Source organism: Solibacillus palustris (assembly GCF_022549215.1).
GTDB classification, from domain to species: Bacteria; Bacillota; Bacilli; order Bacillales_A; family Planococcaceae; genus Solibacillus; species Solibacillus daqui.
This window is the reverse complement of record NZ_JAKZFC010000007.1, coordinates 137647-153973: the sequence shown is the minus strand read 5'-3', so window position 1 is coordinate 153973 and position 16327 is coordinate 137647. Positions and strand designations below refer to the sequence as shown.

15 protein-coding genes are annotated in these 16327 nt (G+C 36.4%); 9 read left to right on the top strand and 6 right to left on the bottom strand.

Going from position 1 to position 16327, the window contains the following annotated elements; all coding sequences use genetic code 11:
- Positions 1 to 172: 172 nt before the first annotated feature.
- Both LZ480_RS16220 and spoIIP read left to right on the top strand, forming a co-directional pair.
- Positions 173 to 712, top strand: a complete 540-nt coding sequence (locus LZ480_RS16220) for an RNA polymerase sigma factor (protein ID WP_241370592.1) — start codon at positions 173 to 175, stop codon at positions 710 to 712.
- Positions 702 to 1604 carry a stage II sporulation protein P gene (gene spoIIP, locus LZ480_RS16215; protein ID WP_241370591.1) on the top strand — a complete coding sequence of 301 codons (903 nt, stop codon included), beginning with the start codon at positions 702 to 704 and terminating at the stop codon, positions 1602 to 1604. The genes LZ480_RS16220 and spoIIP overlap by 11 nt, the downstream gene beginning before the upstream one ends.
- A 123-nt stretch (positions 1605 to 1727) precedes the next feature.
- Here spoIIP and LZ480_RS16210 read toward each other — a convergent pair whose 3' ends face one another.
- On the bottom strand, positions 1728 to 3143 hold the full coding sequence (locus LZ480_RS16210; RefSeq protein ID WP_241370590.1) for a phospholipase D-like domain-containing protein: 1416 nt from the start codon (positions 3141 to 3143) through the stop codon (positions 1728 to 1730).
- 431 nt (positions 3144 to 3574) lie between these two features.
- On the opposite strand from LZ480_RS16210, the gene LZ480_RS16205 reads away from it, so the two are divergent.
- Together LZ480_RS16205 and LZ480_RS16200 are read left to right on the top strand one after the other, a co-directional pair.
- Positions 3575 to 4081, top strand: a complete 507-nt coding sequence (locus tag LZ480_RS16205; RefSeq protein WP_408641632.1) for a GNAT family N-acetyltransferase — start codon at positions 3575 to 3577, stop codon at positions 4079 to 4081.
- Positions 4082 to 4185: 104 nt separating this feature from the next.
- Positions 4186 to 4692 carry a nucleoside deaminase gene (locus LZ480_RS16200; protein WP_241370588.1) on the top strand — a complete coding sequence of 169 codons (507 nt, stop codon included), beginning with the start codon at positions 4186 to 4188 and terminating at the stop codon, positions 4690 to 4692.
- A gap of 178 nt (positions 4693 to 4870) precedes the next feature.
- On the opposite strand, the gene LZ480_RS16195 is transcribed toward LZ480_RS16200, so the two are convergent.
- Positions 4871 to 6553, bottom strand: a complete 1683-nt coding sequence (locus LZ480_RS16195; protein WP_241370587.1) for a methyl-accepting chemotaxis protein — start codon at positions 6551 to 6553, stop codon at positions 4871 to 4873.
- A 251-nt stretch (positions 6554 to 6804) separates the two neighbouring features.
- Here LZ480_RS16195 and LZ480_RS16190 point away from each other — a divergent pair, with 251 nt between their 5' ends.
- Positions 6805 to 7815 (top strand): hypothetical protein, encoded by a 1011-nt coding sequence (locus LZ480_RS16190; RefSeq protein ID WP_241370586.1) that lies wholly within the window; start codon positions 6805 to 6807, stop codon positions 7813 to 7815.
- A gap of 49 nt (positions 7816 to 7864) precedes the next feature.
- Here the strand turns inward: LZ480_RS16190 and LZ480_RS16185 are convergent, their stop codons facing one another.
- Positions 7865 to 8275 carry a GNAT family N-acetyltransferase gene (locus tag LZ480_RS16185; RefSeq protein WP_241370585.1) on the bottom strand — a complete coding sequence of 137 codons (411 nt, stop codon included), beginning with the start codon at positions 8273 to 8275 and terminating at the stop codon, positions 7865 to 7867.
- Between the two features lie 156 nt (positions 8276 to 8431).
- Between LZ480_RS16185 and LZ480_RS16180 the strand changes: the two genes are divergently transcribed.
- Positions 8432 to 9289, top strand: coding sequence for a hypothetical protein (locus LZ480_RS16180; protein ID WP_241370584.1), 858 nt, complete (start codon positions 8432 to 8434; stop codon positions 9287 to 9289).
- Positions 9290 to 9300: 11 nt separating this feature from the next.
- Positions 9301 to 9858: a DUF402 domain-containing protein gene (locus LZ480_RS16175; RefSeq protein ID WP_241370583.1), complete on the top strand. Its 558-nt coding sequence runs from the start codon at positions 9301 to 9303 to the stop codon at positions 9856 to 9858.
- A gap of 347 nt (positions 9859 to 10205) precedes the next feature.
- On the opposite strand, the gene LZ480_RS16170 is transcribed toward LZ480_RS16175, so the two are convergent.
- Positions 10206 to 10406, bottom strand: coding sequence for a cold-shock protein (locus LZ480_RS16170; RefSeq protein ID WP_241370582.1), 201 nt, complete (start codon positions 10404 to 10406; stop codon positions 10206 to 10208).
- 617 nt (positions 10407 to 11023) lie between these two features.
- On the bottom strand, positions 11024 to 11443 hold the full coding sequence (locus LZ480_RS16165) for a hypothetical protein (RefSeq protein WP_241370581.1): 420 nt from the start codon (positions 11441 to 11443) through the stop codon (positions 11024 to 11026).
- A 266-nt stretch (positions 11444 to 11709) separates the two neighbouring features.
- On the opposite strand from LZ480_RS16165, the gene LZ480_RS16160 reads away from it, so the two are divergent.
- Positions 11710 to 12654 carry a c-type cytochrome gene (locus LZ480_RS16160; RefSeq protein WP_241370580.1) on the top strand — a complete coding sequence of 315 codons (945 nt, stop codon included), beginning with the start codon at positions 11710 to 11712 and terminating at the stop codon, positions 12652 to 12654.
- A gap of 277 nt (positions 12655 to 12931) precedes the next feature.
- On the opposite strand, the gene LZ480_RS16155 is transcribed toward LZ480_RS16160, so the two are convergent.
- Positions 12932 to 13630, bottom strand: coding sequence for a response regulator transcription factor (locus LZ480_RS16155; protein WP_241370579.1), 699 nt, complete (start codon positions 13628 to 13630; stop codon positions 12932 to 12934).
- 1019 nt (positions 13631 to 14649) lie between these two features.
- Here LZ480_RS16155 and LZ480_RS16150 point away from each other — a divergent pair.
- The gene (locus LZ480_RS16150) at positions 14650 to 16260 is read left to right on the top strand and encodes a glutathione ABC transporter substrate-binding protein (RefSeq protein ID WP_241370578.1); all 1611 of its coding nucleotides are present in this window, start codon (positions 14650 to 14652) and stop codon (positions 16258 to 16260) included.
- Positions 16261 to 16327 lie beyond the last annotated feature (67 nt).

The following is a 16327-nucleotide window of genomic DNA, read 5'->3' as shown; positions in this document are numbered from 1 at the left end:
AGAGGTTTATGTGCGAATTCAGGGCATTTGCGTGCGATTTCCCAAAAATAAGGAGCACTGCACTTACTTTTCGGTAGCAAATTTACTCATTGTTAGTGTCAAAACAAAATAAGTGTAACCTTTTTAATGCTTCATACGAATAATAAGTGAATACAGAATAAGGGGGGACAGCGTGATTGATTTAAAGAACTTAGAGTCGAGTATTGTTGCTATTTACAATGAGCATTATTTAGACGTGTATCGGTTTCTCGTTTGTTTTTCAGGAAATCAAAACGATGCAGAGGACATGACCCAAGAAGTGTTTATTCGAGTATTAAAAAGCTTACACAATTTTCATAACGGAAATAATATAAAAACATGGATTTTCTCTATCGCAAAACATGTAGCAGTGGATCATTATCGAAAAAAGAAGTTTGCTTCCGTTTTTAAAGACGGATTTTTTAAATTATTGGAATCGAATGACAACACGCCTGATGAAGAGTTTGAAATTTCGGAAACTAAACAGATTGTACATGGAGCGATTTCTAAGTTAAAGCCGAATTATCGAGCAGTCGTAATTCTTCGTGGAATAAATGAATTTTCCGTAAAAGAGACTTCCGAAATTCTACAATGTACGGAATCAAAAGTAAAAGTTGATTATCATCGCGCATTAAAAGAACTCAAAAGAAAACTCAATCTTGATGCCGAGGAGGTTTTGATCAATGCAAAATGAAAAGGATTTGTTTGAAACGATTAAAGATACCTACCCTCAAAATCCGAGTAAAGATTTCATCGTATCAACTGAAATGAAACTAAGACAAAAGGCGCGAAGCATGAACCGAAAAGGAATGATTAAAAGGATAACGGCCATTTCAAGTGGCGCTTTACTTTTTGTCGCTACATTATCATGGTTGTTCTTTTTCAGTGGACAAGAGGTAATGACAGAAGTTCAAAGTAACATAGGAAATCAACCATTCGCTTCGGCTGTTGAAGAACAGGATCCAGAAGTGTTCATTTATCATTCGCATAATACTGAGTCGTTTATTCCAGAGCTTAACGAAACCGATCCTAGAAAAGCATTTAGCGATTCAAAAAATGTAACATTAGTAGGGAAGGAATTCAGTGAAAAGTTAAAAGAGCATCATATTAACACGATCTTAGATGATAGCGATATATCAAAAATCTTAGAGGAACGGGGATTATCATTTAAAGATTCCTATGTCGTATCAAGAGAGAAATTACAAGAAGCATTAACTGAGTATGAAAGTATAAAAATGGTATTCGACATACACAGAGATTCACAAAAAAGATCGGATACAACGATCAATATTGATGGAAAAGATTATGCAAAAATTGCATTTGTTGTATCAACAACATCCAATAATTATGACCAAAATAGGGAATTCGCGACTCGCCTTCATGATAAATTAGAAGAATTATATCCTGGACTATCTAGAGGGGTATTTAAAAAAGGTGAAAATCCACAAAACACATATAATCAGCATCTTCAAAACAATTCTGTGTTATTAGAAATTGGCGGCGTTGAAAATACGTTGGAAGAAACGTTTAGAACTACGGATGTTTTTGCTAAAATCGTTAAAGAAGTTATTGAGAAGGAAAAATAAACTAAACAGGTTAGTATAGTCATGCTGAAATGTTTCGCGCAGCTTACATTGGAAGAAGGGTTAGGAATGAAATTTAAATAAGCGCGGTTTTGTATTTTGTACAAAACCGCGCTTTTCATCAAGTTAAAATGTAGAAAGCCCTGTCGTTTCTTGAATGAAATACGGGATTTTTTTCCATAGTGCAGGATCTTCATACACTTCAAAATCAACTGTATATTGTCCGTTTTCATTTAGCCATAAACGCTCAAAATAAGTATCTACCGATGTCGCCAGTTCGCTTGATGCGGGCATTTTCATATACAAGTTGGATTCTAGGTTATAGTCAGCAATATTTCGTCGTGTGAAGTTGGCTGAACCACCTAGCAGCTCGGCTTGTTCACCCGATTTTACATAAAGAAATTTACTATGGTATTGCTCACCTTGTGTGTTATAAAAACGAATCTCGACGCCACTTTTTTCAAGCTCTGAAGCGACTTGACGATTTGGAATCCCATTTTTTTCTAAGCCAAATGCGTCCTTGTTAGGGTCTACAATTACCTGGACAGTAGCACCTTCTTTTGCTGCTTTTTTAATCGCCTTTACGACATCACGGTCTGCTAAATAAAACACACCAATTTTAACGTCACTGTTTGCATCTGCATCATTTAGCATCGCAAGCATCGTTTTCTTAATTTTACCCTCTGTTACAATTTTCGTCTGAACATCAGATACCTCGCTTTGATAGTTCCAATCAACTTCTTTAAGTGTAATGTTTGATAGCTTTGCAACTGCTTGCTCAGAGGCGTACAAATCTTCTAAAATCGCACCTGTTACAACAAATCCAATATTCGAGTGATAGCTACTACCATCATGGGTTAAGTTTGCAGAAGTCACAAGTGCCTGCTGCTCATTTAACACAATTTTTCGGTGATTCGCTTTAAAGTTAAGCATGTCGAAATAGGATCCAAAGGAAGCCTTTGCGCCGTCTGGGTTAAAGGCATTTGGTAAAAAGCCGTTTTGTGACGTCGGCCACCATTGTAAATACGAGCGCCAAATACTTGAGTACAATGGGTTTGAATCTGGAAGTGGCTCCATATCGGTGAAAATCACTTCTGCGCCAGCCTCTTGTAATTTAGAAAAGTTTTCAGGTAATGTCGAGCCGTACACTGTATTAATAGCGTCGGTGATGATTGTGACATTTAATGTAGGATTTTCATCGATGGCAGCTAGAACCGCGTTCGTAATATCATGGGCGCGTGTTGGATAGTTACCTTTAGAACGGTCGTAATCATCGTTGTATAAAAACATATCGATGACAAGTGTTTGCTCCGCTTCATCAATAATTCGCAGCATTTCATCATATAAATGCTGTTCCATAACGCGACCGTTGTTGTCATACGTTAAATCATATACAAAACGCACATCGCTATCCGCATGTAGCTCGCCATCGACCGAAACGCCATTTGGCATTGGTTTTTGCGCATAAATAATACCAACAATAAGTGGGATGATAAGAAGAAGTATAATGATTGCAAATAATTTTTTTAGTAATCTTTTCAAAAAGATCCCTCATTTCAAAATAAGTAATAGCTATTAATAATTGGAATTAACACCTACTACTAAAATACGCTTGAAGACGGAAAAAGTTTCATAGTTTGCTAAAATTATTATTTTCAAATAAAAAGGGGACCGAAGAATAAATTCTGGGACGCCTATTAAAGCCATCAAGTTAGGAGGTAAAGCACGTTTGTTGCTTAAAAAAGTTTTACAAATAAAATGTACTTCACATGTATGGTTCAAAACCAAATTTTACGAGGGGGATCTTTAGGCTTGTGATACGTTGAATTCACGTTGCTCTAAAACTCTATATATGAATTGATAGTAATTTGTTATAAAATATAATTAGTTATTATTGGGTTTACGCCATTTTAGGGGGAATATAATTGTTAAAGATTTCATTAGTACCACATAATAATATCTATGCAAAATCAATGTCATCATTATCGACAGCACCCCAGGTAAAAGATGCATTGGGACTTACCAATGACCAAGCTTCACTTGAAGGGACTATTGATTTTATCGGGTTTATTCTGGAACAAGAAAGACTAGGAAAGCAATATTCAAGGGTCATCCTTGATGAAACTGAAAATTTAATTGGGGTAATAACACTAAAAGACATTGATGACGTCAATAAAACTTGTCATATTGGTACTTGGATAGGGCATCAATATTGGGGGAAAGGTTATAACGAATTAGCTAAATCGGAAATTCTACATATTGCCTTTACAAAATTGAATTTAGAATACGTATTTGCAGGAGCAAAATTAATAAATATTCGTTCTCAAAAGGCTCAGGAAAAACTACCTTACATTAGGATTGGTGTAGAGTCAAAGTTTCCTGAGAAACATAGTAAATTAGAGTCACAAGTAGATTCACCGTGCGTTTTGAATGTAATAGAGAGAGAAATGTTTTTGAAGTGGTATTCAGACAACAAATAATTATTCTTACACAATCGGGCGCAATTCCAGAATACAAATTGCGATCTTTCTTGAATTAAGGGACCATAGTGTGAAAAATAAAGAGCTGGGGGAGGTTGTTTTTTATGAATATCGATCAAGATAGATATTTTTTAGAGTTGGCTCTTGATGAAGCAGAAAAGGCACTGAATGAAAATACCTATCCAGTCGGGGCTATTATAGTTGATGAAAATGGAAACATAATTGCAAAGGGACGCAATAAGGTACATCCCCAACAAGACGCAACTGCCCACGCTGAAATTGATGCTATCCGTAATGCTGGAGAATCAATATTTAATGCTAAAATTAATGGTGAAAAGTTTACAATATATACTTCTTTGGAACCCTGTCCAATGTGTACTGGTGGAATTCTTTTTGCCAAAATAAAGAAGGTTGTTTGGTTACTAAATGACGATCTAGGTTTTGGTGGTTATAAAAAAATCAAAGATGCAAAAGTCTTTGATAGGAAGTTTCGTGAAATTGAAGCTATTGAAGAACCTTATGACGATTTAAAGAAGAGACAAATGGAATTAATGAGTAAATGGTCAGCAAATCCTAATAATGTTACTAACTTACGGAAGACTGTTAATTAAGAATCTGGCGCGATTGTGGAGGAGCACAGTTAGAAAATGATCAAACTTATTTTTAAACCGATAATTAAATCTGCTGTATAAGAATCCATTTTGAACTATCTTTTTTCAAAATGGATTCCTTTTTATTTCTGATCACCGCTTAAACATATACTTATTGGAACATCTGTCAAATGTATGTTTACACGCGGAATTGTTGAATTTGTATTTGTAATTGCTGTGAGCTTTCAGTTACTGAAATTGCAACATGATTTACTTGCTCCATGCTTGCCGATTGCTCTTCCATTGCTGCGGCAATCATTTCGACGCTTTCAGATGCTTTGTTTGCACCAATCGCAATTTCATTAACCGATGCGGTAACTTCCTCAGCACTTGCTGATAATTGCTCGGAAGTTGCCGAAACATCCTGAATCGAATTTTTCATATCCTCTACGTCTAATTCAATTTGGTTGAATGATTTGCCAGCTTTCTCGATAATCAAGACGCCTTCTTTAACAGAGGCTAATGAGTTTCGAACGGCTTCTTCTACTTCTGCTGTGTCACGCTTAATTTCTTGAGTTAGCGCAACGATGGATGTTGCTGAATTTTTCGACTCCTCAGCAAGCTTACGAACTTCATCTGCTACGACTGCGAAGCCTTTACCGTGTTCACCTGCACGCGCCGCCTCGATTGCAGCGTTTAAAGCTAGTAGGTTTGTTTGATCGGTAATCGCAGTAATTACTTGTGAAATACTGCTGATTTCTTCTGTTTGTTTAGCGAGTTTCGTCACTAACTCATTGACAGTGACAGTCGAACCATCAATTGTTGTCATTTGATCTTTGGCTTCGGTAATAATTTTACGACCACTAGCTGCCGCTTCACTTGCCGTTAACGCTTTACTGTGTAATGTTTGTGTTGTTTCGGCAATACGTTGTACGCCAATCGCTGTTTCTTCCATCGCTATTGCACTATCTGCGGCAATTTGGCTAGAATTTTGTGCGGCTTCTGCTGTTTCTAATACGCGATGTGTTACATCATTAGTTGTTGCTGTTATTTCCTGTGTACTTGCAGATAATTCTTCTGAAGCGGCACTTAAATGCTCAGTATTTTGCTGTACATTAAAGACTAAATTACGTAAGTTTGAGCGCATTGTATTGAAGGTATTTGCTAAGTTGCCGATTTCATCCTTGGAGAATACTTGGATGTCCTTACCAGTTAAATCTCCGTCTGAAATTTTTGTCGCCTCATCTGAAACTTGAACAAGTGGTTTTATAATGCGTTTGCGAATGTATAAAACAGCGGCTGCGCTAATGATCAAACTTATGATTAATACAACAACCGATGTAATTTTTGAAAGACGGATGTCGTTAGCAGTTTCCACTTTAATGTCTTCTAAACGTTGCTTTTCAATTTTCTCCATTTCTAAAGCTGTTGATAAAATATCGACATTCGCTGATTGTAGATTATTCTTTACGATATTTTTAGCCTCAGTAATATTCGTTTTATAGTTTGCAATTACTTGACCAGCTTGCACATTAAAGTCGTCATTGAATTTGCTCACTTGCTGCACAAGTTGCAACATTTCATCTGTGTCTGCGTGTTCTTGCAAATAAGCAATATTGTCATCTAATTTTTTTGCATATGTACGTAAATTTTCTTCGTTTTTTTGACTAGGGTCAATAATGATAGCACGTGCGTATAAGCCCTGCATCGCTATATTATAGCGAATATCATCAATCATAGCCACCTGTGTCATACGATTATCCATCGCTTCTTTTGTGCTTTCTTGAATGTTGTTATAACTGTTAAAACTAATAACTGTTGAAAGTGCAATGATTGCAATTAAAATGAAAAGAATTGTATTTAATTTTTTTCCAATACTCATAAATTCACCCTATCTTTTTAAAATATCACTTAGAATTATGACAGATTTGTGTAGTTTTTTGTCGGAAAATATAGAAAAATAGGGAATGCAGCGATTAAATAAGGGATTTGTTATTTAAAGCAGAAATTTACTGGAATGGGTAGTGTTTTTTGTGTCAAATAGCAAATGTTACGGTTTTGGTAACTCGAGGGAAATATAACAATAATTAGTGTATTATTAGAATGTATTAAGTTGAAAATGGGGGAGAAAAGGTGTTTGTTGAAAAGTTATGGCATTATAAATGGCTCATTACAGCTTTTATCATTTTACTAGGTAATATTACCGCATACCAACTGTCATTTATTGATACCTTATCAGTAGAGCAAGCACGCGGTATGGTAGTTGGCTCATTGGTAGATTGTGCAATTGTGGCTCCAACACTTGTATTATTTCATACGAGAAACTGGTCAATAAAAAGGGCGATTATTTTTGCAGCTGGAGGAATTGTTCTCGCGCGCATCATTATTCCAGCAAGCTTTATTGAGCCATTTCGCTATTTAACATGGTCAGCTTTTGCGGTAGAAGCGTGTTTAATCGCGTTTGAGCTCATGCTACTTATTATTTTTGTGAAATATGTTCCAACAATCATTAATACGGTCAAAGGGCAGCACGAGCAATTACTTTTTGCATTTCCAAGATTAGTAGCTGAAAAAGCAAAAGGCAATCCCATTATTCAAGTGTTGGCCTCGGAAATGCTTGTATTTTACTATGCATGCTTAAGTTGGCGCAAAAAGCCTAATACGGAAGGGCATACCGTTTATAAAAATACGATGTATATGCCTGTACTTATCATGATTTTTCATGCGGCGACGTTTGAAGCAGTCGCGTTCCATTGGTTGTTCCATGACCGCATGCCAATACTTGCATGGGGACATACGATTTTGTCGATTTACGGGATCTTATTTTTAATTGCTGATGCACGAGCGCTTATATTAAATCCAACAAAAGTGGATGGACAAAAGCTATATCTTTCAAACGGCTTGATGAAGCGGACCAGTTTTTACGTGGGGCATATAGAAGCGATTCATAATGAGCTTGACTTGAATGAAGTCTATCATATGAAGGTACTTGGTAATACCGATGAAAAGCCCGCATTTGTATTGGAATTTAAAGCACCGCAAACAATTCATTTTGTCGGTGGCTTTGAGAAAAAAGTAAAGTATTTAGGTGTGTATGTGGATGATGCGCACGGGTTAAGGAAGCAAATTGAAAGCTATATGTAAATAAAAAATCCAGCAAGCACACAAATTTGTGTTTGCTGGATTTTTAAATTTAGATTAGTTTACCTGACTGTATTTTATAATTACGCTTTAACATAGCATTTCCTTTAAACATACCGAAGTTTTCATAATACGGTACTAAATCTTCGTCGCAGCACAAATCGATCATATATATGTTTTGAAGCTGTACTAGCATTTGCTCAACTAATTGTTTGCCAATACCTTGATTTTTGTATGCTGGTAATACTTCAAGCAGCGGAATATAAGCACTCAGCACGCCATCACTAATTGCTGTAATAAAGCCAACAACTTGATTTTTGGCTTCATCAATTGCCAATACAATATGAGCACTGTTTTGTAATAACGTTAAATGAGTTTCTGCACTTGGCGGACTTGGCCAATCGACAAAAAAGCCGTTTAACATCGTTTCTGTAATATTTTCAGTGTTTGTTTGAAATTTCATTTGCTTTCAGCTCCTTTTTGAATGTGAGATTGAAAGCATTTCTCAATTATAAAGTAACATCGTTCGTTACCTCCTGTTAGAATTATTACAATTTTACCATATTTTATAATATATTTCATTATATAATTAGAATAAAAATTTTAAAGGGGAGATACGGTGGAAAATATATCGCTTCAACAAGTAGATTCACTTGAGGATTTGCAGCTAAATGCATTGCTAATAGAGCCATTACAAGCAGTACAATGGCGAATTGATGCACGACGATTTATGGAGATGTTTATTGTAACAGAACAAAATCAAGTGGAAGGCATCGGATTCAGCTGGACGAATCCAAATCATCCAACAGCGAAATATATTCAAATCATCGCAACAAGCTATATGCCAAAATTAATGGAACAGTTACTTCAAAGCATTTCACCATACAATAAAGCCATATTATCGTGCTGGGAATATGAAACAGAAAAATTGGCCTATATGAAAAACTTTGACTTTCATTTATTTCGAAAAACGTATATGGAAAGCTATGCAATCAATGATTTACTCCAAAAGCTGCAACATGTTGAGGAAATAACGAATAGCTATTCATTACAGCAAATCACCTCGAATTCTAGGCTAGAAAAGGAACTGTTTTCATTCGTTAAAACAAGTTACGAGCAGACACATTTACATAATGAAGCAAAGAATAAAAGCTGGGAACTTTGGCGTGATGCTGTCCTAGAGGATACACCAGATATGGAAACACCTTGCATTATTATCGATGAGGATAAAATTAGTGCGTATATGTTTGTGCATCCGGTTGGAGAAAATCATGTAGAGATTGGTTGGATGGGGAAAATCAATCATGTGGAAATGCAATGCTTATTAAAAACGGTGTTGCTCTATTTAGTAGAAGCGTCTTTTGAAACAGTAGAATTTGAAATTGATACGACGGACTATTTTGCTTATGAATTAGCAGACTTACTAGAGCTTGAAAATAAAGCAAGCTGGCATTCTTATATGTATCACCAAAAATAGGGGGCAATAGTATGCTGAAGAAACGTTATTTACATCGAAATGATTGGAGCAGAATAACCTGTCGTCACTATATGCAGCAGTGGGTAGAGGAACCCGATTTTACAGGCTATATTGCGCTCATCGAAATGCATGAAGTAAAGGAGCCACTTGTGACAACGCAAGCAGGGCAAGAGCTACGTATTGTAGACATAGATTACTCATGGCTACAGCAGCTTCCAATGAACGAGCACTATGCGGTAACGACAATGTTCAATGCCAAAGGGGAAGTTGTTCAGTGGTATATCGATATAACAAATGAGAATGGTGTCGATCAAGGCGAGCCCTATATGGAAGATTTGTTTTTGGATATTATCGTACTTCCAACAGGGGAAGTGATTAAAAAGGATGAGGATGAAATAGTGCAAGCGCTCAAGAACGAATGGATTTCAGATGCACAATATGAGCTTGCTTATGCGACGTTTTATAAGCTGTTAAAGCAGATAAAGCAAGGGGAGTTCAATCTTTTGGCAAGTAGTAAGAAGCATCGGGAGTATTTGTTACAAAATCATCCTATTCCAAAACAGGTTTAGCGAGAAATAAATGAAAGCAATAAGGGTGTTCTTAATGAGCTAACTGACTGGAAATTTTAATCAATCGTATTTAATTGCTAAACGAAACCTACCCTCACATGGAAGGGAATCGGATTATTGGATTATACGATTAGAAGATGAAAAAATCTATGGTCCTATATCTGAACTACAATATTCGAATTTGATAAAAGAATTAAATGTAGATTTAGAATTACAAGCAGTAACAAGTTTTTTTTAATAAAAGTGATGATCTTTAGATCGTTTAAAAAACAACATGAATTATTTTAATAACAAAAAGAGGTTCTCTAATGAAAGAGAACCTCTTTTGGTCGTTACTTCAATAAAAATTAAAGTTTAACGATGTTAGCAGCTTGTGGTCCGCGTTGACCGTCTTCTACTGAAAACTCAACTTTTTGACCTTCTTCAAGTGATTTGAAACCTTCACCTTGGATAGCTGAGAAGTGTGCGAATACGTCTGTACCGCCTTCAACTTCGATGAAACCGAAACCTTTTTCTGCGTTAAACCATTTAACTGTACCTTGTGCCATAATAAATGACCTCCATAATCGTATATTTATTTAATAAGATCATTTACTACTAAAAAGAAGAAAATTCACATATTGCAAAAAGTACCAACTAAAACGCGAATACTCTTTGTAATAGGTGAATTAATTATTTTTTTGTAAGTTGACTTATTGATTTCAGTATACAATGAAAAATTACAAATGTCTACTATAAATTTAAAACATTATTTTAATATGGGCTACTTTATACAATTTCTTTATTTTTCACCACGATAAATAACTGTGGAACAATCAAATTCTGTATACTCCAACAAGGTAACGCTTTAATCGCCTAGCGATCTTAGAACATACCAACGCTTTTTTTTATGATGGTTTATTTAGCGCACATCAACAGCCATATAAAGGCATAGTGAAACGCTATTTTTTACACGGCAATGGGGAAGCCGGAATAACGTGTCCACTGCGCCACTGTCCAAAAGATGACTTTTTTGGACAGACCCTTTTATTTTCATGAAAACACGCTTCCGAATTATTTTGTGGGGATTTTTTAAAGTGAATGTGTTCAATCATTTTCAAAAATATAGCTGAAATCTTGCTCGTAATTTCTTTTCTGAAATATCTTCCTTTAATCATAAAATGATTCAATCCTTCCATTTAAACACACTTAAAACAAGCGTCAATCCCGCTACCACACCAAAAATATTTTCGGATGTTAAGCGTACCAATTGATGTGGGACTAAGAATTGAAAATTTTCAAGGAATGTTTGGGCGATTACAAGTACTGGATAATACAATGTCAAAACAAGGCATGGAATCGTCACACAAACGAATAGGCTCGTGTTGAACTGTAGCTTTAATTGCTTTAAGAAAAGAAGTGCGATATAGGAACCGATGATAATCGATGTAATGGCAGATGCACATAAGTACGGAGTGAGATTATATGTAGCGCTAGAGAAAGCTTTAGCTTGATTGTTGATAATGATACTTCCGTAAACGACAAGTAAAAAAGCAATCATCCAGCTTATTTTGCCGATTACGCTTGAACCTAATTTGTTTTTCATGAAAAATCTCTCCTATTCTAATCAATTTTCGGTTCAAAATGGAAAAGGCTTCATATTAAACATGCTTGTTTTTTGCTGGAATCACGACAATTAGTAGGAAATTAAAATTTTTCTATAACACGGTACACCCCTAATGTGAAAATTTGATGAAAATTATGCTATTGAAATAACATTGTAATATTCTCTTGAAAGCATTGCGACGACTTGGAAATTTTGCTCCTTTTTGTTACATCGTTTCGTAAACTATGGTCAAAGGAGGGAGCGCAATGAAAAGTGTAGTTGCAGCAATTATAGGTATATTTATTTCCATAGGGTTAGGTGTAGGAGTGTACAACACATTTATTAGCGTTGATCCGGCACCAACTACTGAGCTTGTAGAACAAAAAAATGCAATGGCATTGGCACAAGAGAGAGAACCCAAATTCCCTGAAATTAATATGGCAGACATTCCAAAAGATCATGAAAAATTAGATGAAATTATTTACGGTTATAATTTAGTGAATGAGACTCATGTTTATGCGGAAGACAAGGTTGGCGCGAATTTATCTTGTACGAGCTGTCATGCGGGTGCAGGGTTGGATACAGTTGCATCATTAGTTGGGGTACAGGCTGATTATCCAAAATATATCGCACGCGCAGGGGATATTGTGACAATTGAAAAACGAATTAATGGTTGTATGGTGCGTAGTATGAACGGAAAGCCATTTGAAGCGGATTCTAAGGAACTAGAAGCAATGGTCGCTTACTTTGATTATATATCTGAAGATGTAGAGCCAGGGCAAAAACGACCATGGGCAAAATCAGTCGATTTAAAGCAAGTACCAACACCGAATGTTCAAGACGGTGAGCAATTATTCAATAAATCATGTATTTCATGTCACGCAGCAGATGGTTCAGGTATAGGTGCCAATACAGGTCCGGCACTTTGGGGCGAAACATCCTTTAACGATGGAGCAGGCTTAGCGCGTATGTCGAAAATGGCAGGCTTTATTCAGGCTTATATGCCAGTTGGTCAGGAGATGACATTAACAGATCAAGAATCATCAGACTTAGCGGCCTACATTTTAACGCAAGACCGTCCAGAGTGGGGCAAGCATGATACAGACTGGCCTAAAGGGGATAAACCGTCAGATATTATGACGAAAGAACGCCGTGAGCAAGCACAAAATGGCACGATTGATTGGGCAGAAGTTTTAGTAGATTATCAATAAAGAAAATGAAGGCTGTGCAAATCGAATTCGTTTGCACAGCCTTTTTTTATTGTTAAGGATACTTTAAATTATCGCATTGTGGATAACTTTTACAAAAATTCATCTTACGTCTAGGCTAAAGCGCCAGCCCCTCGGCCATTTCGATCCCTCCTGCAAAAGTGGTGGAACGTTTACTTTTGCGTCGGGTCCTCCAATGTCTGAGGCTCACACGATGTGAGTCATTGGGGGCATGCCACATGGATGTGGTGTTATGCCCACTCGGGGCTGAACAGGCGCTTTAGCGCTTTTGTTCTTCATCTGGTATGTATTTATAGCCCTCGCCACGTACGGTTACAATGCGTTTTGGCTGTTTGCGGTCTACTTCAATTTTGGCACGCAATTTTTTTATATGTGCATCGATTGAACGATCGAAAATTTCCTTTTCAATATTCGGATATAATTGTTCTATTAACGCCTCTCGTGAAATAATCTGATTAGGATGGTCCATCAAATAATATAGAAGCATAAATTCATGCTTTGTTAACTGAATCGGTGCGCCATTTAAATACACCTCACCTTTGCGCGGTTTGATGCACAGCCCATTGTGAATAATTTTTTGACAAAATAAACCAGTACGCCGTAGTACAGCATGCATATGTGCCAGCAATTCCTCTAAATACACGGGCTTCGTTAAATAATCATCTGCACCTATTGTTAAGCCATTAATTTTATCTTCCACATGATTTTTTTCGGTTACCATAATAATCGAAACATCGGCCGTTTGATTGGCACGAATCCACTTACAAAACATCTCGCCTGAACCGTTTGGCAACTTTAACTCCATAATAACCATGCAAGGATAAGATTGATGAAATATTTCCATCGCCTGTTCGGCAGAGGAAGTAACGGTGACAATAAAACTATTTTCACTTAAAAAAGCCGCTAACTTCTCCGTCCATTGTGTATTTGGATCGACAAGTAAAATCTGTTGTTGCATTAAAATCCCTCATTCATTTCAGACACTATTTATAGTCTAACTCATAACGAGCATTTTTCAATACAGAATTTGGAACCAATTGCATTTATTTAATAAAATCCGTTCTGCTACGCTACGGGGGGCCAACACGATGTTGGTCATGAATGCGTTGCCACACGATGTGGCGCTCTTAGCTTTCGATCCACTTTTTCCTGGGGGCGTGGCTTCAAAGTGTTGACAAACGTTTAGCGACTAAGAACCGCAGGAGCAACGTTGTTTTTTTTCGCACACACGCAGGTCTCAGGAGTCGCCGTAAGAAATGTGCTCCTGTCGCTACGTTTTCGTCGCAAAGCAAGGCTCAAACCATACGGCATTTGAGCCTTACTTCACTTCGCGGTACTCAACTATCAAACTAAAGTTGGTTTTTATAACAAAGATTTTGAATAAAGTTTGGTGAATCAAGCGCTGTTATTGAAATAAAGTAAAAGTTAGTCTAAGTATGATTTTATTTTGATTCAATAAAAGTAGCTAATTTTATTGCCGTAGCTAACTTTTAATCAAAGATACAATATTGTATACAGCGTAAAATTTTATTCATCACCGCTGCCTCGCGATAGCGCAAGCAGCAGCATTTTGCGCTCTTAACTATATGGGGAAAAGTAACATTTTAGTTTGGCGGGCCTTGCATGCGGCATTAGTGACAGTGGTAGAGACATGTACGACATGGCTCTAACGCGGTCATGCCGTAGCCCGCCGAAAATAAGTAGATGGCACTTGATCTATTTATTTAAAATAAATTTGCTCAATGCTAGGTCTAACATAATAATTATTAAATTTCTAAATTGCGCTGTGTAGGCAAATGCAAACGATAAGTAAACTATTAATTTTAAATATTCTAAAAATAGTTGATATTCTGTTTTTGTTATGCTAATTTATTGTTAATTAATTATTTTCTTCACTGGAATAAATTAATATTAGGTATTTATATTTCTACTTTATGTAGAGATATTTATATAAAATTACTAAGGGGTGTAGGAGAAATGAAGTATGTAAAAAATTTAGCATGGCTACTTGTTGTAATGTTATTTTTAGTTGCATGTTCTTCTGATGACAGCAATAGTGCATCTAATGATAGCGCTACTGATTCAAGCACAAAAAGTGAAACAACTTATTCTAAAGATACAACTACAGGTGAGAATTCCGATGAAATTGTTATCGCAGTAAATGAGAATTTCATTTCAATGGATCCACATAACACAGGGGATACGAACTCTAACTCAGTTCAAAGTGCAATGTTAGAGGGCTTACTTGGTTATGATGGCGAAGGAAATATTATTAACGTGTTAGCGACTGAATATAATGTAAGCGATGATGCATTAGAGTATTCATTCAAATTACGTGAGGGCGTTCAATTCCATGACGGTGAAGCATTCAATGCAGAAGCAGTAAAAGTGAACGTGGAACGAATTATGAATGATGAAAAATTACGTTTGTATTCACGTGGATTTAATATTGTAAAGTCAGTGGATGTTGTAAGCGATTACGAAGTGAAAGTAACGCTAACAGAACCATACGGACCGATGATTACGCGCTTTGCTGCAGCGAAGATGATTAGTCCGAAAATGATTAAGGAACAGGCTGCTGAAATTCCAAAGTCAGTTGTTGGAACAGGTCCATACAAATTTGTTGAATGGATTCAAGGGGATCACTTAACAGTTGAGCGCAATGAAGATTATTGGGATGGCGCAGATCGTGTATCGAAAATTACGTATAAACCCGTACCTGAAAATGGTTCACGCGTAGCCATGTTAAAAACAGGTGAAGCAGATGTTATTTATCCTGTACCACCTCAAAATATTAATGAATTAAATAGCAACAAAGATGTTGAAATTAATCAGGTGCCTTCAACAATTGCACGCTATGTATCTTTAAATACATTTAAAGAGCCATTAAATAATGAAAAAGTGCGTCTTGCTTTAAACCACGCTGTGGATAAAGATGCATTTATAAAAGTAGTAAATTCAGGCTTAGGTTTACCTTTAGATTCAATTATTCCATCAAAAACGATTTTCTATAAAAAGCAAGAAATGTATAACTTTGATGTTGAAAAAGCGAAATCTTTATTAGCAGAAGCTGGCTATCCAGATGGTTTTGAAATTGAAATCTGGGGCAATACCAACTCGGATACGATGAAAGGTATGCAATTCATTCAACAACAATTAAGTAAAATTAACGTAAAAGTTGAGATTAAATCAATGGAGGAAGCAACATTATCAGACGAAATTTATGGTGCACAAACACCAGAAGAAGCAAAACTGATGATGTGGTATGTAAGTTGGTCTGCTTATCCATCTGATGTGACAAATGCAACAAAACCATTATTCCATAGTAGCTCGTTCCCTCCTAACAGTGCAAACACTGCATATTACAACAATCCAACAGCAGATAAGCTAATGGATGAAGCAAACTCAATTTCAGATCAATCGAAGCAAGAAGACTTGTATGGACAACTGCAAGAAGAAGTTTATGCTAGTGCGCCATGGATTTTCTTAGGGGTTGATGAAATTGTCTATGGAGTACGTTCGGATGTAAGTGGCGTAATTGTGAATCCTGGCGGTGGCTTAGACGTTCGAGATGCAAAAGTTAAATAATTATTAATGTTAGGGGGCGGTAGCAATAGCTTCCGTCTCTTACATATTTCGGTGGTGAAAAGGGGGG